The sequence below is a fragment of the Aestuariibaculum sp. M13 genome, assembly GCF_024723255.1.
In the GTDB taxonomy this organism is placed as follows: domain Bacteria; phylum Bacteroidota; class Bacteroidia; order Flavobacteriales; family Flavobacteriaceae; genus Aestuariibaculum; species Aestuariibaculum lutulentum.
The window spans coordinates 1-24,073 of record NZ_JANIAC010000001.1; the positions used below are offsets into that span (position 1 = coordinate 1).

19 protein-coding genes and 2 tRNA genes are annotated in these 24,073 nt (G+C 34.7%); 10 read left to right on the top strand and 11 right to left on the bottom strand.

Annotation, left to right across the window (positions count from 1 at the left end; all coding sequences use genetic code 11):
* The first annotated feature begins 456 nt into the window (after positions 1 to 456).
* From thrS to rplT, 4 genes are all read left to right on the top strand, one after another.
* Positions 457 to 2,391 (top strand): threonine--tRNA ligase, encoded by a 1,935-nt coding sequence (gene thrS, locus NO995_RS00005; RefSeq protein ID WP_258225761.1) that lies wholly within the window; start codon positions 457 to 459, stop codon positions 2,389 to 2,391.
* Positions 2,392 to 2,420: 29 nt separating this feature from the next.
* Positions 2,421 to 2,969, top strand: a complete 549-nt coding sequence (gene infC / locus NO995_RS00010; RefSeq protein WP_375141543.1) for a translation initiation factor IF-3 — start codon at positions 2,421 to 2,423, stop codon at positions 2,967 to 2,969.
* A gap of 90 nt (positions 2,970 to 3,059) precedes the next feature.
* Complete coding sequence (gene rpmI, locus NO995_RS00015) at positions 3,060 to 3,257, top strand: 50S ribosomal protein L35 (protein WP_027138918.1); 198 nt, start codon at positions 3,060 to 3,062, stop codon at positions 3,255 to 3,257.
* A gap of 103 nt (positions 3,258 to 3,360) precedes the next feature.
* Complete coding sequence (rplT, locus tag NO995_RS00020) at positions 3,361 to 3,705, top strand: 50S ribosomal protein L20 (protein WP_240570949.1); 345 nt, start codon at positions 3,361 to 3,363, stop codon at positions 3,703 to 3,705.
* Positions 3,706 to 3,774: 69 nt separating this feature from the next.
* On the opposite strand, the gene NO995_RS00025 is transcribed toward rplT, so the two are convergent.
* Positions 3,775 to 4,197, bottom strand: a complete 423-nt coding sequence (locus NO995_RS00025) for a secondary thiamine-phosphate synthase enzyme YjbQ (RefSeq protein ID WP_258225762.1) — start codon at positions 4,195 to 4,197, stop codon at positions 3,775 to 3,777.
* Positions 4,198 to 4,318: 121 nt separating this feature from the next.
* Here NO995_RS00025 and NO995_RS00030 point away from each other — a divergent pair, with 121 nt between their 5' ends.
* Positions 4,319 to 4,771 (top strand): hypothetical protein, encoded by a 453-nt coding sequence (locus NO995_RS00030; RefSeq protein WP_258225763.1) that lies wholly within the window; start codon positions 4,319 to 4,321, stop codon positions 4,769 to 4,771.
* Between the two features lie 635 nt (positions 4,772 to 5,406).
* Here NO995_RS00030 and NO995_RS00035 read toward each other — a convergent pair.
* The 5 genes from NO995_RS00035 to tgt all read right to left on the bottom strand — a co-directional run bounded on the left by NO995_RS00035 (position 5,407) and on the right by tgt (position 11,923).
* Positions 5,407 to 6,591 (bottom strand): asparagine synthetase B, encoded by a 1,185-nt coding sequence (locus NO995_RS00035; RefSeq protein ID WP_258226880.1) that lies wholly within the window; start codon positions 6,589 to 6,591, stop codon positions 5,407 to 5,409.
* A gap of 204 nt (positions 6,592 to 6,795) precedes the next feature.
* Entirely contained in the window at positions 6,796 to 8,337 is a 1,542-nt protein-coding gene (gene dnaB / locus NO995_RS00040; RefSeq protein WP_240570956.1) for a replicative DNA helicase, read from the bottom strand.
* A 169-nt stretch (positions 8,338 to 8,506) separates the two neighbouring features.
* Entirely contained in the window at positions 8,507 to 9,460 is a 954-nt protein-coding gene (locus tag NO995_RS00045) for an acetyl-CoA carboxylase carboxyltransferase subunit alpha (RefSeq protein WP_240570958.1), read from the bottom strand.
* A gap of 188 nt (positions 9,461 to 9,648) precedes the next feature.
* Positions 9,649 to 10,734 carry an LptF/LptG family permease gene (locus NO995_RS00050; protein ID WP_258225764.1) on the bottom strand — a complete coding sequence of 362 codons (1,086 nt, stop codon included), beginning with the start codon at positions 10,732 to 10,734 and terminating at the stop codon, positions 9,649 to 9,651.
* 58 nt (positions 10,735 to 10,792) lie between these two features.
* A complete protein-coding gene (gene tgt / locus NO995_RS00055) occupies positions 10,793 to 11,923 on the bottom strand; it encodes a tRNA guanosine(34) transglycosylase Tgt (RefSeq protein ID WP_240570959.1) in 1,131 nt (376 codons plus the stop codon).
* 208 nt (positions 11,924 to 12,131) lie between these two features.
* On the opposite strand from tgt, the gene NO995_RS00060 reads away from it, so the two are divergent.
* A complete protein-coding gene (locus NO995_RS00060; protein WP_258225765.1) occupies positions 12,132 to 12,716 on the top strand; it encodes a PorT family protein in 585 nt (194 codons plus the stop codon).
* Positions 12,717 to 12,780: 64 nt separating this feature from the next.
* Here NO995_RS00060 and NO995_RS00065 read toward each other — a convergent pair whose 3' ends face one another.
* Positions 12,781 to 13,821, bottom strand: a complete 1,041-nt coding sequence (locus NO995_RS00065; RefSeq protein ID WP_258225766.1) for an FKBP-type peptidyl-prolyl cis-trans isomerase — start codon at positions 13,819 to 13,821, stop codon at positions 12,781 to 12,783.
* A 169-nt stretch (positions 13,822 to 13,990) separates the two neighbouring features.
* Between NO995_RS00065 and NO995_RS00070 the strand changes: the two genes are divergently transcribed.
* Positions 13,991 to 14,362 (top strand): RNA-binding S4 domain-containing protein, encoded by a 372-nt coding sequence (locus NO995_RS00070; RefSeq protein WP_240570962.1) that lies wholly within the window; start codon positions 13,991 to 13,993, stop codon positions 14,360 to 14,362.
* Positions 14,363 to 14,392: 30 nt separating this feature from the next.
* Complete coding sequence (locus NO995_RS00075) at positions 14,393 to 14,896, top strand: phosphoribosyltransferase family protein (protein ID WP_240570964.1); 504 nt, start codon at positions 14,393 to 14,395, stop codon at positions 14,894 to 14,896.
* Here NO995_RS00075 and NO995_RS00080 read toward each other — a convergent pair.
* Complete coding sequence (locus NO995_RS00080; protein ID WP_258225767.1) at positions 14,888 to 15,409, bottom strand: shikimate kinase; 522 nt, start codon at positions 15,407 to 15,409, stop codon at positions 14,888 to 14,890. The two genes, NO995_RS00075 and NO995_RS00080, sit on opposite strands and share 9 nt — an antisense overlap.
* A gap of 141 nt (positions 15,410 to 15,550) precedes the next feature.
* Here NO995_RS00080 and NO995_RS00085 point away from each other — a divergent pair.
* Positions 15,551 to 15,623 (top strand) — tRNA-Lys (locus NO995_RS00085).
* Positions 15,624 to 15,763: 140 nt separating this feature from the next.
* Positions 15,764 to 15,848, top strand: a tRNA-Leu gene (locus NO995_RS00090).
* Between the two features lie 123 nt (positions 15,849 to 15,971).
* Here the strand turns inward: NO995_RS00090 and NO995_RS00095 are convergent.
* The 3 genes from NO995_RS00095 to NO995_RS00105 all read right to left on the bottom strand — a co-directional run bounded on the left by NO995_RS00095 (position 15,972) and on the right by NO995_RS00105 (position 23,590).
* Complete coding sequence (locus tag NO995_RS00095) at positions 15,972 to 17,537, bottom strand: SusD/RagB family nutrient-binding outer membrane lipoprotein (RefSeq protein WP_258225768.1); 1,566 nt, start codon at positions 17,535 to 17,537, stop codon at positions 15,972 to 15,974.
* A 10-nt stretch (positions 17,538 to 17,547) separates the two neighbouring features.
* Positions 17,548 to 20,646: a SusC/RagA family TonB-linked outer membrane protein gene (locus NO995_RS00100; RefSeq protein ID WP_258225769.1), complete on the bottom strand. Its 3,099-nt coding sequence runs from the start codon at positions 20,644 to 20,646 to the stop codon at positions 17,548 to 17,550.
* A gap of 301 nt (positions 20,647 to 20,947) precedes the next feature.
* Complete coding sequence (locus tag NO995_RS00105; protein ID WP_258225770.1) at positions 20,948 to 23,590, bottom strand: glycoside hydrolase family 3 N-terminal domain-containing protein; 2,643 nt, start codon at positions 23,588 to 23,590, stop codon at positions 20,948 to 20,950.
* Positions 23,591 to 24,073 lie beyond the last annotated feature (483 nt).

Consider the following 24,073-nt stretch of genomic DNA (forward strand, 5'->3'; position numbering starts at 1 on the left):
ACTTTTTATCGCCTTTTTTTGAAAGTTTTTTGTCCAATGCTTATTTACAATAAGTTACATCCAAATTATTTTTGATTCAACTTAATGTTATACCTGGATTACAACAAAATCCTTCGGTTTTATAGTAACGATATATATAATAGTGTCTATACTATATATATTAAATGAAGATGATTTTGCGTTAGGGATGAAGCGACATCTTTTTTATGCTAACTCCACATTCCTTTATTATATACTATTACATAGGTATTATCGAAAACCTCTTCTTATACTATATATACAGTAGCATTAAAAGATATAGTCTTTCGACTTGAATCAAGAAAGGTTCCTAGCCCGAACCAGGGAGATATCGAAGAATAACGTCCTACTCTATCATATTAATTAAAATTATACCTATATATATATTGTATGTCTTTTTTTATCCTATTATCTTTGCACTCGAATTTAAATTATTTTATGATACATATAACATTGCCCGACGGAAGTGTAAGATCGTTTGAAGCGAACGTTACACCTATGGATGTCGCTAAAAGCATTAGTGAAGGATTTGCCCGAAATGTGATTTCGGCTAGTTTTAATGGTACAACAATTGAAACGGTAACCCCTTTAACCACCGATGGCTCGCTAGTGTTATATACATGGAATGATAAGGCTGGTAAAACAGCTTTCTGGCATTCATCTGCTCACGTATTAGCTCAGGCTATTGAAGAATTATACCCGGGATCGAAATTAACTATTGGTCCTGCTATTGATAACGGCTTCTATTACGATGTAGATTTTGGAGAGCATAGCGTTTCTGAAAAAGATTTTAAATCTATTGAAACTAAAATGCTGGATATTGCCAGAGGAAAGCACGATTTTAAAATGCGTTCGGCAACAAAAGCTGAAGCCTTGGCTTTATATGAAAACAATCCGTTTAAAACAGAATTAATTGAAAACCTGGAAGACGGTACGATTACCTTCTGCGACCATTCGACATTTACTGATTTATGTCGTGGAGGACACATCCCGAATACAGGTATCATTAAAGCTGTAAAAATATTAAGTGTTGCTGGCGCCTATTGGAGAGGTGACGAAAACAAACCACAGTTAACGCGTGTTTATGGTATTTCGTTCCCTAAACAGAAAGAACTTACTGAATACTTAGAATTATTAGAGGAAGCTAAAAAACGAGACCACCGTAAATTAGGTAAAGAATTAGAGTTATTCACATTCTCTCCTCGTGTTGGTCAAGGATTACCTTTATGGTTACCTAAAGGAGCTGCTTTGCGTGAGCGTTTAGAGAACTTCCTTAAAACAGCACAAAAGAAAGCCGGATATGAAATGGTTGTAACACCACATATCGGTCAAAAAGAATTATACGAAACGTCTGGTCACTATGCCAAATATGGTGCCGACAGTTTTCAACCTATACATACACCTAAAGAAGGTGAAGAATTTTTATTAAAACCAATGAACTGTCCTCACCACTGTGAGATTTACAACAACAGCCAGTGGTCTTATAAAGATTTACCAAAACGTTATGCAGAATTCGGTACGGTTTATCGTTACGAACAAAGTGGAGAATTACATGGTTTAACACGGGTTCGTGGATTTACTCAGGATGATGCTCACTTATTCTGTACGCCAGACCAGTTAGATGCCGAGTTTAAAAATGTTATCGACTTAGTACTTTATGTATTCGGATCGTTAGGTTTTGAAAACTTTACTGCACAAGTATCTGTAAGGGATCCTGAAAATCCCGACAAATACATAGGTAGTGTTGCAAACTGGGAAAAAGCAGAACAAGCTATTATTAACGCTGCCCAAGACAAAGGTCTTAACTACGTTATCGAAACCGGCGAAGCTGCTTTCTACGGACCTAAGCTTGACTTTATGGTGAAAGATGCCCTTGGTCGCCAATGGCAGTTGGGAACTATTCAGGTTGATTACAATTTACCAGAACGTTTCAATTTAACTTATAAAGGAAGTGATAACGAATTACACCGTCCGGTTATGATTCACCGTGCTCCTTTTGGAAGTATGGAGCGTTTTATCGCTATTTTACTAGAACATACGGCTGGAAATTTCCCGCTATGGTTAATGCCAACTCAGGCTATTATCCTGTCAATTAGCGAGAAATATGAAAAATACGCCGAAAAAGTTTTAAATTTGCTAGAAAATAACGAAATTCGCGCCCTTGTAGACCACAGGAATGAAACTATCGGGAAAAAGATTCGGGAAGCCGAAATGCAAAAACACCCGTATATGATTATTATTGGGGAGCAAGAAGAGAAAGAAAACAAAATCACTGTGCGTCAGCATGGTGGATCAGATTTAGGGATGATTTCAGTAGAAGACTTCTCTAAAATAATAAATGATGAGATTAGCAAAACGCTAAAACCATTTTAAAACAAAGTTTAACTAAAAATTTAAGAGCCATAGCAATTAGAAAAAAATCACAGCCCAAGCCAAGGGTTGCTCAAGAGGAAAAACACAGAATTAACTCTAGAATTACCGTGCCTAACGTTCGCCTTGTTGGTGAAAACGTTGAAGTTGGAATTTACTCTACCAGAGACGCTTTAAAAATAGCGGAAGAACAAGAGTTCGATTTAGTAGAGATTTCTCCAAATGCAGACCCTCCTGTTTGTAAAGTCATGGACTATAAAAAGTTCCTTTACGAGCAAAAAAAACGTGATAAAGCTATTAAAGCTAAGGCTACTAAGGTAGTTATCAAAGAAATTCGTTTTGGTCCGCAAACAGACGATCATGATTACGAGTTTAAAAGAAAGCATGCGGAAAAGTTCTTAAAAGAAGGCGCTAAGTTAAAAGCTTTTGTATTCTTTAAAGGACGTTCTATCATCTTCAAAGAGCAAGGTCAAATTTTATTGCTTCGTTTAGCGCAAGACCTTGAAGAATTTGGTAAGGTAGAACAAATGCCTAAATTAGAAGGTAAACGTATGACCATGTTTATTGCTCCTAAAAAATAATTAGGACAATAACATTGAAATAAAAAGACACTAAAAGCAATTTTAGTTCTAAAATAATTAAGCGAAATAATTAAAACCTAGGAAAAGAAGATGCCTAAAATGAAAACTAAATCTAGTGCCAAAAAACGTTTCAAGTTAACTGGTACTGGTAAGATTAAAAGAAAACACGCTTTTAAAAGTCACATCTTAACTAAGAAGTCTAAAAAGCGTAAGTTAGCTTTAACTCATGACACTTTAGTAGATAAAGCGGATGAGAACAATGTTAAAACAATGTTACGTTTAAAGTAATACGGTTTTAACCGGTTATTAAATAAATTATAAACCCTGGAGTTAGGCAAAAATTAAAAGAGTAGAATATTTCTGCCGCCTACTACAAAAAACATTTAAAATTATGCCAAGATCAGTAAATTCTGTAGCAAAAAGAGCCAGAAGAAAAAAGGTTCTAAAACAAGCTAAAGGTTACTTCGGACGTCGTAAAAACGTTTGGACAGTAGCTAAAAACGCGGTTGATAAAGCGATGCAATACTCGTACAGAGACCGTAGAAATAAAAAGAGAACATTCCGTGCTTTATGGATTACGCGTATTAACGCTGGAGCCCGTTTACATGGTTTATCTTATTCTCAATTTATGGGGAAATTAAAAGCTAATGAAATCGAATTAAACCGTAAGGTTTTAGCAGATTTAGCTATGAATAACCCAGAGGCTTTTAAAGCTGTAATAGAGAAAGTAAAATAAGGCGTTCCGCCTATTGTAAAACATATTAATTCGCTTAATAAAAATCCGATTCTTACGAATCGGATTTTTTTATATCCCAAAGGCTGTAATTACCAATCGGCGCTCACCACCATAATCTCTGTGTTCACATAAATAAATTCCCTGCCATATACCTAAATTTAATTTCCCATTAGTTATCGGTATTTGAACAGACGCTCCTAACAGCGATGCTTTAATATGTGCAGGCATATCATCAGCCCCTTCGTAGGTATGTCTATAGTAAGGTGCATTTTCCGGAATCATGACATTAAAATGTCTTTCAAAATCACCTCTTACCGTATAATCGGCATTTTCATTAATCGTTAAACTGGCAGAGGTATGTTTTATAAAAACCTGAAGCTGCCCTCCCTTAATCTCATTTATTTCTGGAATTGCATCTAAAACAGTATCTGTTATTAAATGAAATCCACGAGGATAAGATTTTAAACGTATTTCCTTTTGAAAAACTTTCATCTGCTAATCATTAAATAAAGCTCTAAATTAAAGTTTAATTTCAAAAAAACGGCACTTTTTAATCATAAAGACGCAACCAAATACGTTAAACAACATCTAGTATATAAAATGAAAAAGAAACATGAAACATTACATTTACACCTTCCTATTAGCAATCTTAACACTATCTAGTTGTAGTTTAAACAGTGACTCTAATTCAGACTCAAATTTGCCTGAAATTATAGCAGTCGAATGGCATTTAACAAACGTATTTGGCGGAATTTCTGGAGTAGATAATAATTTTGAATTAAATGAGATTGTTTGGGAATTCGACGAAGAATATGGCTCACTAACCATTACCAATACGAACGAGAACGATACAATTGAAGATGGTTTTGATAGTGGTATTTACAGTTTTAGTGTTACTAATCAGGATTTAAATCAATTTCTTTTTATAAATGACACCGAATTTGGAAACCTCATTATTGACAATAGCGAAAACGAAATGGTTATCGATCAGAATATAACAATGAATGGCGAAGCTGCCGATGGTTACATCTACACTTTTGAGCGTGTCATTATTTATGAAGAATAGGGTTTCGCTTAAAAAACCTGAATTCCCTAAAAATAAAATATTGAAAAATGATATAGAATAAGGAATTAAAAATCCAGATATCTATAAATGGCTTTTCTAATAAAACCAAATCTAAATTGTCTGACAAAAATATTGTAATACTGCAACTTAAATAAAGTATTAATCCTATGGAGAAATTAAAATAATGATGCTCTATTTCAAAATTACTGAAAATAAAATATAAGGCATATACCATTAAAATAACGGAAGTAGAAACAATTTCATAAGTGTTGAAATTCCAAAAAAGCTTAATATCTCCCATATATATACTCGTAATATAAAGCATTTGAATTATACCTATTAATAGGATTAGTATCTTGATAAATCTATGTTGAAGTAATTTATAATACAACAACGACAAAAAGATGAATTGAAATCCAAAATAAAAATGTGACACAAAAAAATTAGCATTTGGTTTTATAACACCAATTAAATTACAACTAATTTCAACTAAAGAAAGCACAACCAAATACCAAACAAACAGCATAGATATATCGGGTATATTATTTCTATTAATAAAAAATGTCAAAGTATTAAATATTAGAAAGCAAAGTCCAACTAGGCTAACCAAAATAACCAACCAGAAATCCATATAATTAGGTTTTTTGCTTTTTCTTACGGGCTGCAGGAAATAAAATATTATTTAAAATTAATCTGTAGCCTGGCGAATTAGGATGTAAATCCAGTTCAGTCTTTGCATCACCTACCCGGTGCTGATAATCTTCGGGATCGTGCCCTCCATAGAAGGTAAAAAAACCTTTTCCTTTTATTCCGTGAATGTATTTGGCTTCTCCATTGCTCTTCGTTTCACCCATAACCAAAACATTAGATTTTATTTCATCTCGAGTAAATGAAGTGGTTTGTCCCATAAAACCTTTAACCAATGCCGTATGATTTTGACACAACATGGTTGGAATGGGGTCCCATTTTGCTGAAAATTCCATTAAAGAAAAGTAATCTGTTGATTTATGAATCACACGTTTTCTAGTCATATCAATTGACGAAAACTCATACACATTCGGATTACGTTCTAAAGAGAAATCTGTAAAGGCAAAGGTTCTAGCATAATCTATTTTATTCTGATAAGCCGGATCGCTGGCATCGCCATCGAACATTGGCTCACAAATATCAATGCCTTCAGCCGCTAAAGCAATATCAAAACTATCTGTTGCGCTGCACATGGCAAACATAAATCCTCCGCCAATAACATAATCTCTAATCTTTAAAGCTACGGCAAGTTTTTCATCTGAAACTTTATTAAATCCCAATTTTTCAGCTAAAGCTTCTGCTTCCTTTTTTTCTTCAATATACCAGGAGGCCGCTTTATAAGCGCCATAGAATTTTCCATATTGACCCGTAAAATCTTCATGATGCAAGTGTAGCCAATCAAACATTAAAAGTCCATCATTCAATACTTCTTCATCATAAATGGTTTCATAAGGAATCTCGGCATATTGCAATACCATGGTTACCGCATCATCCCAAGGTAATTTACCCTTTGGTGTGTAAACCGCTACTTTGGGAGCTTTTTCTAAAACCACCGCTTCCATATTCTGACTAGGGCTACTAATTTCCTCCAGAATACTTTCAGTTTTAGCGTCGGATAAAATTTCAAAAGAAATCCCTCGAATCTGGCATTCACGTTGAATAGCTTCTGTATCGGGCAATAAAAAAGAACCACCACGATAATTAAGTAACCATTTTACTTTTTGTTCTTTAGAAAGAATCCAATAGGTTAATCCGTAAGCCTTTAAATGATTTTTCTGGCCTTCAGAATCCATTGGAATAAGAATATAGGATGCATAGGTTTTTAAACCTATACAAATAAAAAGGAGTGCAATTAGTATCTTCTTCAAAAGTCTGTTAAAATTTAAATTCGAAGATAAATACACACCGTTAATCTTGCGCATTTATCTTCGATTTATTTAAACTTAAAGATACTTAAAATATTATTGGAACACCTGTTTTAACTAAAAGATTAGATGTTAAAACGGTACTTCGTCGTCGTTATCATCGTTAAATGAACTACCAAAAGCCTGATCTGGACTTGCTGTAAAGTTATTAGAGCTAAAAGGATCTTCTCCTCCTCCATCATTCATTTTTGAATGGAACTCGAACGGAGAATCGAAATCATCTAAGTTGTCGAACTTACCTAAGTGTCCTAAGAATTTCAATCGGATGTTTTCCAACCCACCATTACGGTGTTTTGCGATAATAAACTCAGCCTGACCTTCGGTTGGAGAGCGCTCTTCATCATCCCACTCATCAATTTTATAATATTCCGGACGATAAATGAAACTTACAATATCGGCATCCTGCTCAATCGCACCAGATTCACGTAAATCTGAAAGTAACGGTCGTTTGCTTCCTCCACGTGTTTCAACCGCACGCGATAACTGCGACAGTGCAATTACCGGTACCATTAATTCCTTTGCCAAAGCTTTTAAGTTTCGGGAAATCATGGAAATCTCCTGCTCACGATTACCTGCATGGGCACTACCCCCCGTCATTAACTGCAAGTAATCAATCATAATCAACTTAATACCATGTTGTGATGATAAACGACGTGCTTTGGCTCTTAAATCGAAAATCGATAAGGATGGTGTATCATCAATATAAAGCGGTGCTTTTTCTAGGTCTTTTACTTTTACGTTTAATTGCTCCCACTCGTGTTTTTCTAACTTACCGGTTCTTAATTTTTCAGAAGATAATCCTGTTTCACTAGAAATAAGACGGGTGATTAACTGTACAGATGCCATCTCTAATGAGAAAAAGGCTACGGGGATATTCTGGTCTACAGCAATATTTCGAGCCATCGAAAGGGTTAGCGCCGTTTTACCCATACCCGGACGTGCCGCAACGATAATTAAATCGGATGGTTGCCAACCTGAAGTTAATTTATCAAGTTTGGTAAATCCTGTAGGAATACCACTCAAACCTTCTTTATTAGAAATCTCTTCGATTTTCTTCTTCGCCTGAATTACTAAATCCTGAGCAGATTCACTCGATTTTTTAATATTTCCTTGAGTAACCTCGTATAATTTAGCCTCAGCATTATCTAACAAATCGAAAACGTCCTTCGTTTCATCGTAAGAGTCTTCAATAATTTCGTTTGAAATTTTAATTAGACTACGCTGAATAAATTTCTGTAAAATAATACGTGCGTGAAACTCAATATGCGCCGAAGAAGACACTTTTTGAGTTAAAGAAATTAAATAGAAATCTCCACCGGCCTGTTCTAACTTTCCATTCTTCTTTAACTGCGTCGAAACGGTTAATAAGTCGATAGGTTCACTATTTTCAAATAGCTGAAAGATAGCCGAAAAGATATGCTGATGCGATTCTTTGTAGAAAGCTTCAGAACTCAAAATATCAATTACTTCATCAACCCCTTTTTTATCAATCATCATTGCACCCAATACAACTTCCTCTAAATCAATAGCTTGAGGAGGTATCTTTCCTTTTTCAAGGTTGATTAGGGTACTCTTGTCTACTCTATATCCTTTAATTTGGTCGGGTTGTTTCATGTCTACGAATGTAACTAAAATGAATCTTTTATCGGACAGAAAATCGATTCTGATTATTAACCAATAGTTAACAATCTAACTGTTAATAACTTACAAAAATTGTCAATAACCACAAAAAAAATCTGAAGTTTAACACTTCAGATTTTTATTTATGTAGGCTCTACAAGGTCTAATCTTTGAATACACCCATGTTAGAATATTTATCCATACGCTTAGAAACTAATTCATCTGGTGATAAGTTTTTAAGCTCTTCATAAAACTTAACGATAGTATTACTAACAGTTGTAAAAGTCTTTTCTCTATCTCTGTGAGCACCTCCTAGAGGTTCCTTGATAATTTCGTCAACCAGCTTTAATTTTTTCATATCGCTAGCTGTTAATTTTAAAGCTTCAGCTGCTTGTTCTTTATATTCCCAGCTATGCCATAAGATTGATGAACAAGACTCAGGAGAAATTACAGAATACCAAGTGTTCTCTAACATTAAAACAACGTCTCCAACACCAATACCTAATGCTCCACCTGAAGCACCTTCACCAATTACAATAGTAATTACTGGAACTTTTAAGCGAGTCATTTCTAAAATGTTTCTGGCAATCGCTTCTCCTTGCCCACGCTCTTCTGCTTCTAAACCAGGATAAGCACCAGGTGTATCTAATAACGTAACAACAGGAATTCCGAATTTTTCAGCAGACTTCATTAAACGAAGTGCTTTACGGTAACCCTCAGGATTAGCCATACCGAAATTTCTATATTGACGGGTTTTGGTATTATAACCTTTTTGCTGACCAATGAACATAAAACTTTGATCACCAATTTTACCTAAACCACCAATCATCGCTTTATCATCTTTAAAGCTTCTGTCTCCATGAAGTTCTAAAAATGTATCTCCACAAATAGCTCTAATATAATCTAAAGTATATGGTCTGTTTGGGTGACGTGATAACTGAACACGCTGCCATGGTGTTAAGTTTTTATAGATGTCTTTTTGAGTTTCCTTTAATTTACTTTCGATGTTCTTACAGGTTTCTGTAACATCTACTTCGCTTTCTTCTCCAATGATTCTACATTTTTGAAGTTGCTCTTCTAATTCTTTTATAGGGAGTTCAAATTCTAAATATTCCATAAGAATTTTTTATTATGGCTGTTTATTTATTTTAGCCTACAAACCTACATATTTTTTCATTTTAAACTAAGAAAAAACATGAATTATTGGTTCTTGTTAATTACACTGCAAAATTAATGATTATCTAAGAAACTACGAAAGTTTTAGTAGTTAAGCATGAATTATTATGTTCAAATAATTAAAAGTCTTTAACGTTTTGCCTTTTGCAAAAGGAAAATAGACAACACGCCAAACACCACATTAGGAAACCACGCTGCGACTATAGGTGAGAAATCCGACTGCTCTGCCATAACTCCGAAAATCTTATCGAAAAAGACAAAAACCATGGCAATACAAATACCAATTGCCAGATTAACTCCCATTCCTCCTCGGCGTTTCATTGAAGACACAGCCACTGCTATAATAGTTAATATAAACACAGATACTGGCAAACTCCATTTTTTATACAATACAAGTTTAAAACGCCCGACATTAGAAGACCCTCTGGCCTCTTCTTTTGCTATAAATCGTTTTAATTCGCCATAGGGCTTTACCTCGGCAGCATAAATTTCAGGTGTTAAATCATCTACTTTAAATGGAAATAACGTATCCTTTTTCCTTTCTATTTCTTCAAGAATATCGTTATTTTCACCAATAGTACGTTTAACGTAATTCACTAATCTGTAAGTGGTATCCTCTTCAATATATCGAATACTATTAGCACTGATTTTATAGGTCAACTTATTGTTTTCAAAATGCTCTAAGGTGAAATTGCTTCCATTTTTGTTTTTAACATCGAAACTACTAACGTAGATAATTTCGTTATCGTTGATTTGTCTGAACAAATCTACATTAGCTCCTTCATAGGCACTCTTACCCTTCTTAAAGTATTTATATGAAAAGTCATTAAATCCCTGACTGGCCTTAGGTGCTAAATACAGACCTAATACTATAGATAGAATACCAACTATAGTTGCCCCAATCATATACGGGCGTAAAAACCTGTAAAAAGACACTCCGGAACTTAAAAAAGCAATCACCTCGGTGTTATTCGCCAATTTGGAAGTAAACCAAATTACAGACAAGAATAAAAACAAAGGAAAAAGTAAGTGGGCAAAATAGATGGTGAAATCTAAAAAGTATAAAAGCACTTCTCCGATAGGCACTTCATTTTCTAAAATTTTTCCAATTTTTTCAGCTAAATGTACCGTTATACCAATAGGTATAAACAGCAAAAGCATCATAAAAAATGTAAACAAATAACGTTTTAAAATGTACCAATCTAATATTTTCACACGCTTAACTTATTAAGTCTTTATTTGGAGCTTTAGTATGTTTAGAATTCCTTTTTAATTACAAACGTTTATCCATTTGTTTTACCATTTGGTCTTTCCAGGTTCTAAAATCTCCTGCTAATATATGTTTTCTTGCCTCGCGAACCAACCATAAATAAAATCCTAAATTATGGATTGTTGCAATTTGTTTTCCCAAATATTCGTTAACCGAAAACAAATGACGTAAATACGCTTTAGAATACTCAGTATCAACAAAAGTGATGCCCATCTCATCGATTGGTGAAAAATCGGCTTCCCACTTTTTATTTTTAATATTTATGGTTCCATGTGCCGTAAATAACATACCATTTCTTGCATTACGTGTTGGCATCACGCAGTCGAACATATCTATACCTAACGCAATATTTTCCAAAATATTGATTGGCGTACCAACTCCCATTAAATAACGTGGTTTGTCTTCCGGAAGAATTTCGGTAACCACTTCGGTCATGGCATACATTTCCTCTGCTGGCTCTCCTACCGATAGTCCTCCAATAGCATTACCTACAGCTCCTGCATTGGCAATGTATTCAGCCGACTGGCGTCTTAAATCTTTATAAGTACTTCCTTGAACAATTGGAAAAAATGCTTGATCATAACCGTATTTTAATGGTGTCTTTTCCAAGTGGTTAATGCAACGATCCAGCCAACGGTGTGTCATATGCATAGAGCGTTTTGCATAGTTATAATCACAAGGATACGGCGTACATTCATCGAAAGCCATGATAATATCGGCACCAATGGTACGTTGAATTTCCATAACATTTTCTGGAGTGAACGTATGATAACTACCGTCTATATGCGATTTAAACTTAACTCCTTCTTCCTTAATTTTTCGGTTGGAAGATAATGAGTACACCTGGTACCCACCAGAATCGGTTAAAATATTACGATCCCAGTTCATGAACTTATGCAATCCGCCTGCTTTTTCTAAAATAGGCGTTTGCGGACGCAAATATAAATGATACGTATTCCCCAAAATAATATCCGGGTTGATATCATTTTTTAACTCTCGCTGATGCACCCCTTTTACTGATGCTACCGTACCTACAGGCATAAAAATAGGAGTTTCAATTACCCCGTGATCGGTTGTTATTTTTCCCGCTCTTGCCTGACTTTGCGGATCTTTTGCTTTTAATTCAAATTGCATATACCTAATTATTCTTCCAACGGCAAACCTACATATTTTTTTAGTTTTACATTGTACTTTTCACTTGCTTTTATGATTTTCTGTTCTCTGTTAGTTTTAAAGATTTTGAACTTTTAAGCACTTTTGGCTCGTATATTGATAGAGAATGATACTATAAAACATATAATATCGTTTTTAATTAAATTACGAATCCCTAAAAAAACTATTTATGAAAAAGAACCTGTTTTTTTTATTACTGTTAACTTCTATGTCCATTACTGCCTTTGCGCAATCTATTCCCGGATTTGGTATTAAAGGTGGATTAAACTACAACGCTAACGGTGATTATTTTGAATCGATTAGCAACAACTATGAACATCCTGACAGAAATGTAGGATTCCATATTGGTTTATTTGGTAAAGTTGGAAATCAAATTTTCTTTAAACCTGAAGTTGTTTATACCAGCACTAAAAGTGATTATAATGACGATAGTTTTAAAATGCAGAAACTAGATGTGCCTTTATTGGTTGGTGTAAAAGTTATTGGCCCGTTAAACGTATTTGCCGGACCAGCATTTCAGTATATTTTAGACACTGAATTTGAAAACATTACCATTAACGATGTAGATAACGATTTAACGGTTGGGTTGAACTTTGGTATTGGAGTTAACTTCAAAAAAGTTGGGCTTGACTTACGTTATGAAAGAGGATTTAGCGAAAACGAAGCCACTTTCTTAGACAATAATGGCATTAGCACCAATAGAATTGACACCAGACCAGACCAGTTAATTTTAAGTTTATCTTTATTAATATAATCTGTTTTACAGCAACAAAAAAGCCCCGCAAATGCGAGGCTTTTTTTTATTTTATCTACTACAATTATAGGCTATAATTTATTTTAATATCCGATTCTAAATAATCAGGAATATCATTAGCGTTTGTATCGTAAAGTTTAATTATGGTTCCTACAAATTCACCTTCACTATTTTTTGCTATGTAATTTAGTAACAATTCATCAGCATCTAATGGTTCAGATTTAACGACTTCAACAGAAGCTCCTTTAACTGTTCTTACTGTAATTTCGTTTTTCGTTAGCACACCGTCTCCATCATCATCAGTATCTATATAATCATAACGCGGATATAAATACCCATAGGCATCGGCATAGGTGTCTTCATCTGTATTCACAGTAAGACCTTCTAAATATGTTGGTACACCATCTCCATCGTGGTCATTTTGTCCCATTTGTAACAACTCAAATTTAAATACTAAAGGTGAATAAGCTGCTATACTACCAGTAGCACTTGAGAAATAGGCTAATCCTGATGGTAAAAACATAACACCTACTCCAGAATTACTAAAACTCACAGTACCGTCACCATTATCGGCAAAACTTTCTGAAATGTTGTACTTAGGAATCACAAAACGCCATCCCGGAATTAAACTTGTTAAGTCTAATGGATTACTATCCGGGTAATATTTACTATCAAAAACAACATCTCCTAAAGTAAACCCTTCATATAAAATTTGAATATCATCAGCCACAGTTGGAGAATTATACCCTCCGCCTTGATTTATTTTAAGTACGTAATACTGGTATTCTGTATCGGCGTAAGTAGTATCTATTGGAGCTCCAACAGCAGTTTCTAATAACTCGTAACCATCAGGCACCGTTTCATCTCCTGTTAGCTCTAAAATTTTAATATCATTAATACCTACATTTGGTAAAGCAGCCTCAATTTCGGCTTTGTTATAATAATGACTTTGTAAATACTTCTGTAAAGAATCCATGTCTGCTGCCTGTTGTTCTGTGCGATCTCTAGGAGGTACTACGGTAACTTCAGATTCATCATCTTTTTTACAAGACACAAAACCAATAGCCAAACACAAGGCCAGCAAACTTAAATTTTTAAATTTCATGCAACGATATTTTTTATTTCTTTGGGTATCTTAAGCATCGGCTTATTATAAATTAAAAGCATTGCTTTTTATTATACCAATGTCTTAATATTCTTTATTTTTGAGCACGCAAGATACAATTTTAATATAATCTTGTGTACATGGTTAACGTAGTTTTTAGAATTAATATATGCGAATTGATAAGTACTTATGGTGTGTGAGGTATTACAAAACACGAAGCATTGCCACAACGGCTTGTAAAAAAGGCCAGGTTAAGGTAAATGGCGATGTTGTAAAACCCAGCAGGGAGGTTTATGCAACAGATGTTATTGAATTAAGAAAAGACCAGATAAACTATAAATTAAAAGTCAACGACATTCCTGAAAGTCGAGTTGGTGCAAAACTGGTGGACATTTACAGAACAGATATTACACCTAAAGAGCAATTTGAAGCTCAGGAATTATTAAAATTCGCCAAAGACTATTACAGAAAAAAAGGTGTTGGACGACCTACAAAAAAAGATAGACGCGATATTGATGATTTTACAAACGAAAATGAGTAATTTTACCCTCTCATTTAATCCCAATTGATTATGGACGTTACAAACAACGTGATATTAAACCACGACGAAATCAATCATAAAATAAGACGTATTGCATTTCAAATTTATGAAAGCAACGTTTATGAAACCGAAGTTATTTTAGCCGGAATCGATCGTAATGGGTATATTTTTGCAGAAAAGTTAAAAGCCATCTTAGAGGATATTTCAGATATTAATGTGATTTTATGCAAAGTCAGTATTGATAAAAAACAACCTCAAAATAATATAAAAACATCTTTAAGTACTGAAGAATATGAAAACAAATCTTTAGTACTTGTTGATGATGTTTTAAACTCAGGCACCACTTTAATTTATGGTGTAAAACACTTTTTAGATGTTCCGCTTAAGCGTTTTAAAACCGCTGTTTTAATAAATAGAAACCATAAAAAATATCCTGTAAAAGCAGATTTTAAAGGTATTTCTTTGTCTACTTCATTACACGAGCATGTTAATGTGGTATTAGAAGGCAATCAATTTGAAGCTACTTTAGAGTAGCTTCAAATTTAGTTCTTCTATTATTTCAGAAGTCGTTTTGTTATCTGTTGGCAACACAATATTCGCCTGACTGTAAAATGGTGAACGCTCGAACAAATGTTTTCCAATAAATTCAGTTAACTCCTCATCAGTTTCTATATGAGCCACTAAAGGACGTTTTCCCTTTTCTCCTTTTAAACGGTTTACCAAGGTTGGAATGGAAGCTTTTAAATAAACACTTTTCACATTATCGGCTTTTAAAATAAGATCCATATTATTACTATAACACGGAGTACCACCCCCAAGGGATAAAATTAAATTCGATTTACTATCTAAAAGTTCCCTTAAATATTTAGTTTCAGCCTTTCTAAAATAGATTTCTCCCTTAGTTTGAAATATAGTTTTTATTGAAGTTTGTTCCTGCTCTTCAATGTAATCGTCTAAATCTAAAAAGTCATAGTTTAATTTTTCGGCTAAAATCCTACCTATAGTGGACTTTCCAGAAGCCATGTATCCAACTAAAATTAAAATCATTGATTAGGTTATAAATTGATTATTAAAAACTTAAGTTTTCGATGTGCAAAAAAACAAAAATTTCTTCTAAAATCTCCTTGTTTTTTTAAAAATAGGTTTTATATTTGCACCCGCAAACACTAACTTTCAGTGTTTAAGCAAGACTAGATAGCTCAGTTGGTAGAGCATAACACTTTTAATGTTAGGGTCCTGGGTTCGAGCCCCAGTCTGGTCACAAAAAAAGTTAAGCATATGCTTAACTTTTTTTTATTTTTAGTCATTTTGTGAGTAAAAATAAACAGAAAAAACTAATACTCATCTTAGTTTTTCTCACAGACACATCGGGTTCTATATTCGATATTGTTTATACATTTAGCGCACGTGGCGGAATTGGTAGACGCGCCAGCTTGAGGGGCTGGTATTCGCTTAGAATGTGGAAGTTCGAGTCTTCTCGTGCGCACTTATTTATCCTATTTTCTTTTCTACTTTATTTTTTAACGTTTTAACCAACAGGTTAAATATGTTTTGATAAAAAAAGAGAGGTAAAACTACCTCTCTTAAATGTAAATTCGATGAAAAACCACTAATTTATATCCCACCAAAGTTTTGTTCCTCCAGTATCCGGTCCTCCTAATTTAACGATAGCATCTTCAACAGCCACCCCATTCGAAGAGTATTCATTGGATACATATATTACACGCTTCATTAAACTCGTTCCAACACCTTCATCATTATTATCAGTATATAGTAACGGATATATAATACTGGCATCTGAGCGTCTTAAATCTGCCCAGGTTTCCCAAGATTCAGGAAACAACCCAAGGTATTTTTGCACGGCTATTTGTTTACGTTGCTCTGCTACATTAGAACTCCAGGCAACTGGCACATCTACAGGTGGTGTTGCTAAATCCAAATCGGGATAAGTATTAAGAATTTCCGGTTGTGCTCCTGTTGATGTTCCTGCTAGATAATCTGTAATGACTGAGCTATCAGTAATATTCCATTGGTTTAGTGATAATTGAACTCCTGTTTCATACAAAGTTTGTGCATCTCCATTCATATTCCATCCATTTAACACACCTTCGGCTCTGTTAAAATATGACTCAGAAGCCATCATAATTTCAATGTTTTTGGTTTCCTGATAGTCGTTCCCCAAAACATCATTGTTAAAAGATGAAAATTCAGTTGTTCCAAATTGATCTTGCAAACCCCCGGCTGGTTGGCCACGAAACACCTCATCTTCTGTCTCTGAAAACCAAATAGACATTCTAGGATCGTTATACCCTTTTAGAATACTTTCCATTGAAGCCGACATGTAATACCCCCAGCTATTAACAATCATATTTAAATTATTTGGTGTAATATTACTAACAGCAAAATAGGCACTTTGATCGTTAGATTCCATAACTCCGTTTGCTACTGCTGTTTCCGCTTCGGTTTGCGCTTTTGATGGTTGAACATCTGAAATTCTTAAAGCTAAACGCAATCTAAGGCTATTTCCAAAACGTTTCCATTTATCAATATCTCCATAAAAAACGCGATCGGATATTTGAAATAAACCTACTGTACTTTCTGAAGCTGCACTTAAAGTAGTTTCGGCTTCTTCTAATAAATTAAAAAAGTCTTCATAGATATCTTCCTGACTATCATAAATTACATTTTCTTCACCATTTCCCGCCTCTGTATAAGGTATAGGCCCGTAATGATCGGTCATTTGGTTATACATAAACACCTTCCAAATTTTAAGTACAGCCAGGGCGTTTTCATCACCTTCTGAAGCTATAATTGCATTGTTTAATGCAGGAACTGCTACAGTATAAAAACGCAACCATCCACGAGCTTCGAAACCGCTAAAGGCATTTCTATCGGTTCCGTATCCTGTATTCATGTAATGAACAAATTGAGAAGAGATAATACCTGTGGCAATACCCCAGGTTCCCTGATCGTCAACTCCAGGAGAAGAATACGAGCCGTTATGTATTCCTGCGTATAGTGCAGATGCAAAAGAAGGCCCTGCTAAAGTAGCATCTAACTGATCTGCGGTAAGCGTATTACTATTTGTATTTAAGTTGTCGAAATCGTCTGTACAACTTGTAAATATCAATGCCAAAGATGTGGCTATTGTATATATTTTATTGATCAACTTCATAATATTTTTATTAAAATCCAAATTTCACATTAACTCCATAGTCTCTTGTTGAAGGAATATTAAATGATTCTATTCCTTGCAAGTTTCCTGTTCCAGCTCCTTGCTCCGGGTCAAAATATTTAGCTTCGTTTAGCACAAAGAATAAGTTTCTTCCAACCAATGAAATATCGATACTAGAAAACAGCGACTTTTGTAACATTTTCTTAGGCATTGAATACCCTAGAACAGCTTCTCTTAACCTAATATTGGTGGCATCATAAATAAAATCCTCCGCAACAGGAGTTCTCTGCCCTATTTCTGTCCAGTATTGTTCTGCTGTTACACTAGTTGTATTTTGGGAGTATGTTCCGTCTCCATTATCTACAACACCATCTACAACAAAACCATTCTCTCTACCAGCTAATGTTAAAGTACTAACACCCATACCAGCCTGTCTTGCCTGTGTATAAGAGATAACCTCGCCTCCGATTCTAAAATCAAATAAAACGCTTAAGGAGAAATCCTTGTATCTAAAACTATTTTTTAAACCTGCAGTCCAGTCTGGATTAAAGTTTCCGGCAAGCACATCAAAATCATTTGTTGCTATTGGTAAGCCGGCTGAATTAACAATTATCTCTCCATCATCATTTCTTTGAAAACCTTTTATATATAAATCGCCATATTCTCCACCTTTAACCACTTTACTTCTTACCAAACGTCCTTCTCCTAAAACCAACTCTTCTCTACCTTCAGAGATGGATATTACTTCGGAGTCATATGACGCATAGTTAGCCATGACATCCCAAGAAAAATTCTCTGTCTCAATTGGCGTTGCAGTTAAAACTAGTTCTATACCTTTATTTTGAATTTCACCTCCATTGATAACCGATCTAGAATATCCAGAAGCTTCAGGGGTGTTAATACTAAAAATTTGGTTTTTTGTATTCGTTTTAAAGTAAGTAAAATCTAAACCTAACTTATTACTAAAGAATCTTAAATCTGCTCCAAACTCAACAGAGCTAGAAATCTCAGGTTTTAAATTAGGATTAGCAGCTGTGGTTTGAGCATATAACATACCTCCATTACCTCCTATATAAGATAACTGAGGACTTAATTGATACGGATCGGTATCATTACCAACCTCAGCATAAGATGCTCTCAATTTCGCATAAGTAATAGCTTCTGGTAATTCTACCATATCTGAGACTACACCCGAAAGACCAAATGATGGATAAAAGAAAGATCTATTAGCCTCTGGCAAAGTTGACGACCAGTCGTTTCTTGCCGTTACATCTAAAAATAAATAGTTTTTATAGCCAATTTGAGAGAAACCATATAAAGAATTGATTTGCTTCTCGTAAATGGTTGATGTTGAAGAAATAGTCTCTACGTTTGCCAGAGCAAAAAAGTTTCTTCGGCTTAAAACACCTCCAGAACCTAAAGAACTGTTCGTTTGCTTTAACATGTTTGCACCAACATTAACACCAACAGAAAAATCGCCAAATGTATTATTATAAGACAATAAGGCATCTGTATTTAGCTCTCTTACTTTTTCATAAGACTCACTATACGACCCTAAATCGTTATTAAAAGCATTAGTTGCATAACGATTTCTGAAGGTTGTATTTGTCATTTGATCTAAACCTGTTCTGACCTGAAAACTCAAAGCATCAGTAAAATCATATTTAAGAGAGGCGAAACCTATAAATCTGTTTCTATCATCATCACGATCATCATCACGCAATGCGGCCCAATAGGGGTTTCCTCCTGCGGCCCCAACCTCATCTATAAAGTAATTTACGTAACGCTGACCTTGAGCATCAAAATATTCAAAATCTTTATATTGATTGTAAGCTATACTACGAGGCATTAAATAAGCTGCAGTTCCGACAGACTCCTCTCCTGTTCTTAAAATATTATCAATATTCTGTACAATGTAATTTGTTTTTACATCTAACGATAACTTGTCAGATAATTTACTTGTTAATCTTAAGTTTAAGTTATGTCTGTTTAACTTATTACCGCCAACAATGCCCTCTGCGATAGTATTTGTATAAGAAAAATATCCTTGAGTTTTCTCATTTCCTGTTGTTACCGATACTGTATTTGCTAAATTATATCCTGTTTGAAAGAAATCTATAACATTATCTGGTTGCGCAGAATAACTATAAGTTGCCGGACCTTCGTAATCTGGATTTCTTACCAATTGCCATGAAGACACCTGACTATCATCTAGTTTACCTCCCCAACTGTACTGAGAAGCCGGATTATAAACTCCATTGGTTCCCTGGCCATATTCATTTTGTAAATTCAATAAATTATAGGCTGACGAAGCCATAAAGTTGGAAGACAAAGAAACTTTTGTCCCTATTGAACCAGCTCCTGATTTAGTAGTAATTACTATTACTCCATTACTAGCACGTGTTCCATAAAGTGCTGCCGCCGATGGTCCTTTAAGAACTGTCATCGATTCAATATCTTCAGGATTAAGATTGGAAATACCGTCTGGCTGTGTTGTTCCACCAGTATCGATGTCTGGATTACCATTAGTACTACCATTACTAATTGGCACCCCATCAACAACATATAAAGGTTGATTGTTTCCAGTTAACGATCTATTACCTCTTAAGGTAATTCTGGAGGCACTACCAACACCATTTGAGGTGGTTGAAAAGTTTAAACCTGCCACCTTTCCAGAAAGCGAGTTAGCAACGTTTAAAGACCGAGCTTCCGATACCTCATCCATACTTACATTTTGAGCAGAATAGGTAATTGCCTTTTTTTCTCTCTTAATACCTAATGCCGTCACAACAACTTCATTTAAGGCCTGAGCATCTTCCGATAACTGTATATCTAATACAGATTCTCCGTTATACACTATTTCTTTTGTGGCATATCCTACATAAGATATAACTATTGTAACTCCGTCTTCTGAAATAGAAATACTGAAATTCCCATCAAAATCGGTTGAAACCCCATTGGATGTTCCTTTCACCACAATACTCGCCCCAGGTAATGGGACACTACTTTTAGCATCTGTTACCGTTCCCGTAACCGTAGTTTGTGCATAAGCATTTTGAATACCGAAAATGCAAAATACTAACAGTAGTTTTAAAACATTTTGAATCATAAATAAAATTTTTGCGTTAATAATTTCTCGTTTATTATTAGGTTATTAATTCGTTAAATCTATAACTACAAAACATTCAAAAATGCATTATTTCGACCACGGACAACGCTCAAAAGACGTTGGTAGCATTACAAGACACTACCATTCAACATTTTAAACAAACATATTCATGAGCCAATCAAATAAATAATCCTTTTCCTTCCATTTAACTAGGCCTTCCTTTTCAAAATGGTTTGAAAACAAAAAAAGAAGGGCTAACCTAATTAGGTTAGCCCTTCTTTTTTAACTCTTTTATACCTAGTTATTCCGCAACACTTAACTTTGTTTTTAAAACATCTTTAGAATTCCCCCCGACCATAACTTCAAAATCACCAGGTTCAACAACACGCTTCATCTCACGATTCCATATGGCAAGTTCATCAGGTGTTAATTCAAATTCAATGTGTTTTGTTTCTCCTTTTTTAATGAATACACGCTCAAAACCTTTTAGCGTTTTACGCGGTGTAGTTACACTACTATACACATCATTAATATAAAGCTGCACTACTTCATCACCGTCATAATCACCTGTATTTTTAACATCAACAGATACTGTAACCTTACCATCTGTTTTTATTTCTTCAGAACTCAATTTCAAATTTGAATATTCGAAAGTTGTATAACTTAAGCCATAACCAAAGGTATACAAGGGATTTTCACTTTCACTTACATATCTGTGAATGGCTGATGGCTTTTGATTATAATAAATAGGTAACTGTCCCACAGATTTGGGAAATGTAATTGGTAGCCGCCCTCCCGGATTATAATCTCCAAATAAAACGTCGGCTACTGCACGACCCCCGGCTTCACCAGGAAACCAGGCTTCTAAAATAGCTGGCACATGTTCATTTATCCAATTAACAGAAAGCGGACGACCATTTAATAGTACACAAACCACTGGTGTTCCTGTTTTTTGAATAGCTTCAATCAACTCTTGTTGCATACCATGCAAATCTAAAGTAGCTACATCGCGATTTTCTTCTACCAATTCTCGTGATTCACCTAAAACTACAACAGCCACATCCGCTTGTTTTGCGATATCGATAGCTGGTTGTAAGTCTATCTTTTCTAAATTCCAACGCAAGTGAGCTCTGGCTCCCCAGCCGCCTTCCCACATTTCTATGCGAACTTTGTACTTTTTACCTGCTTCAATATTCTTTGGAGTTGTTACAATACTTGTCGCGCCTTTAGTCCAATTATCAATAACTAACTGGTCATCAATCCACATTCTAATACCATCATCAGAACTTAATCCAATCCATCCATCAAAAGAAGTATCGGATTGAATGTACCCTGTCCAACGAATTGAAAAATCATCATCATTAACACCTTCTCCCGGATTCCATGGCCAATCGAATTGCAACTCTCTATCAATACGGATTAAAGCAGGCTCTCCTTCAACTTTTCTATTATTAAAATACTCGCCCTTCAAGCCGTTTTGCTTTCCATCGGGAGTGAATAAATATTTCGATGGAACTATTTGTCCCTTAACAATTAACGGTACGCCTTCCTCATAAAGCACTTTGGTATTTTTACCTGTCACCGAAGTGATGCCTTCAAGTACCGTAGTTGCAACCTTATTTTTCACTGAATATCCTCCCAATCTCGATGCATCAGCATTAGGCCCAATAACCGCAATCGTTTTTAAATCCTTACTTAATGGCAATAAGTTGCCTTGATTTTTTAATAAACTAATAGATTTTCTACCTGCTTCCAAAGCAATTTCTTGATGTTCCTTTGAATGGAAGCGTGCTTCAATTAAGCCTTTTTCGGTATAAGGATTTTCAAACAACCCTAATAGAAATTTAAGCCTTAACACACCACCTGCTGCTCGGTCAATGTCCTGCATAGACAGTTTACCTTCATTTACTAATTCAATAATAGTTTCTTGCCAAAATTGATTTGAAAAATCATAGAACTGCATATCTACTCCTGCTGAAACGGCCTGACGAATACTTTCTTTTGGAGAATCTGCAACGTAATGGGTGGTTTGAATATATTTTATTGCTCCTAAATCAGAAACCACTATACCCTTAAAATTCCATTCCTTTCTTAACACATCTGTCAACAACCAATGATTAGCCGCACAAGGAATGCCATCCAACTCGGAATACGCACACATAGCTCCCAATGCCCCTCCTAACTTATACACTTTTTCAAATGCCGGTAAAAAATCTTCTCTCGCAGTGCGTTCGCCCACAATAACGGGAGACGAATTACCACCAGCCTGCGGATAACTATGTACTGCAAAATGTTTTGGCTCTGCAATAATTGAACGATCTGAAGCCAGTGTATCGCCCTGAATCCCATTTACCATCGCCAAACCAAGTTCTCCTGCCAAATAGGTATCTTCACCAAACGTTTCTGCTACACGCCCCCATCGTGGTTCTCGACCTATACCTAATACAGGGCCCAATCCAAAATGTACGCCATGCGCACGAGCTTCACTACCTATAACTCCGCCTACTTTTTTCATAAGTTTGGTATCCCAAGTAGCCCCAAGCCCAATATTCATAGGGAATGCTGTACTGCCTTCATCTAAATAACCATGAAGCATTTCACACATAATTAAGGCCGGAATACCCCAACGGTTATTTTTGATAACATTTTTTTGAAGGTCATTTATCATCTTAGCCGAGCGAGGATAAATATCATGAATAGCTCCAACACCCAAATCACCTATTTTGTCATTTGTTTTCGATTTAGAAAAATCTTCACCATCCTTAAAAAACTCTCCTTTATACATATCCATTTGGCGCACCTTTTCCTCTAGACTCATACGGCCCAATAAATCCTTAAGGCGATCTTCTACAGGTAAACCTGATTTTTGATACGGATAATTTTGAGCAAATCCCATAAAGGATATACTAAAAACAACGACAAATGCTATTTTTATCTTTTTCATTTATTTAAATAATTTTATTTCTTATTACTATCTATACCCCAAAATTGTAATTACTAAAATTAATCTACCATAAAAAGTACATTATTTAGACTCTATAAATTACTAAATGTTAAATTTTTGTAAATTTCTTAGTTCTAGAAAGTAATTTAGACGGATGACATGTAAACAAATATGAATGTTTAAAAAATGCAAATTCTTTATTCAGTCCTATAAAAGCAACACCTTAAACACCAAGAATTTACGCACATCAAAAACCTTAATTAAAAAATGAAATTTTCATTTTTTAGGTTTATTTTTTTCATATAGATAAAAATTATAGGTTTATTTTTTAATAATAAAAACAGGCAAAAAATTAGTATACTTTACATCTATAAATTTTAGTTAAAAAAAAATCTTAATTATAGTTCTCCTTACCATGCTTTTTTAACCTAAACACTATGGTTTCAGACTTTTCTGAAAATCAAAAAAAAAGTTAAAATCATC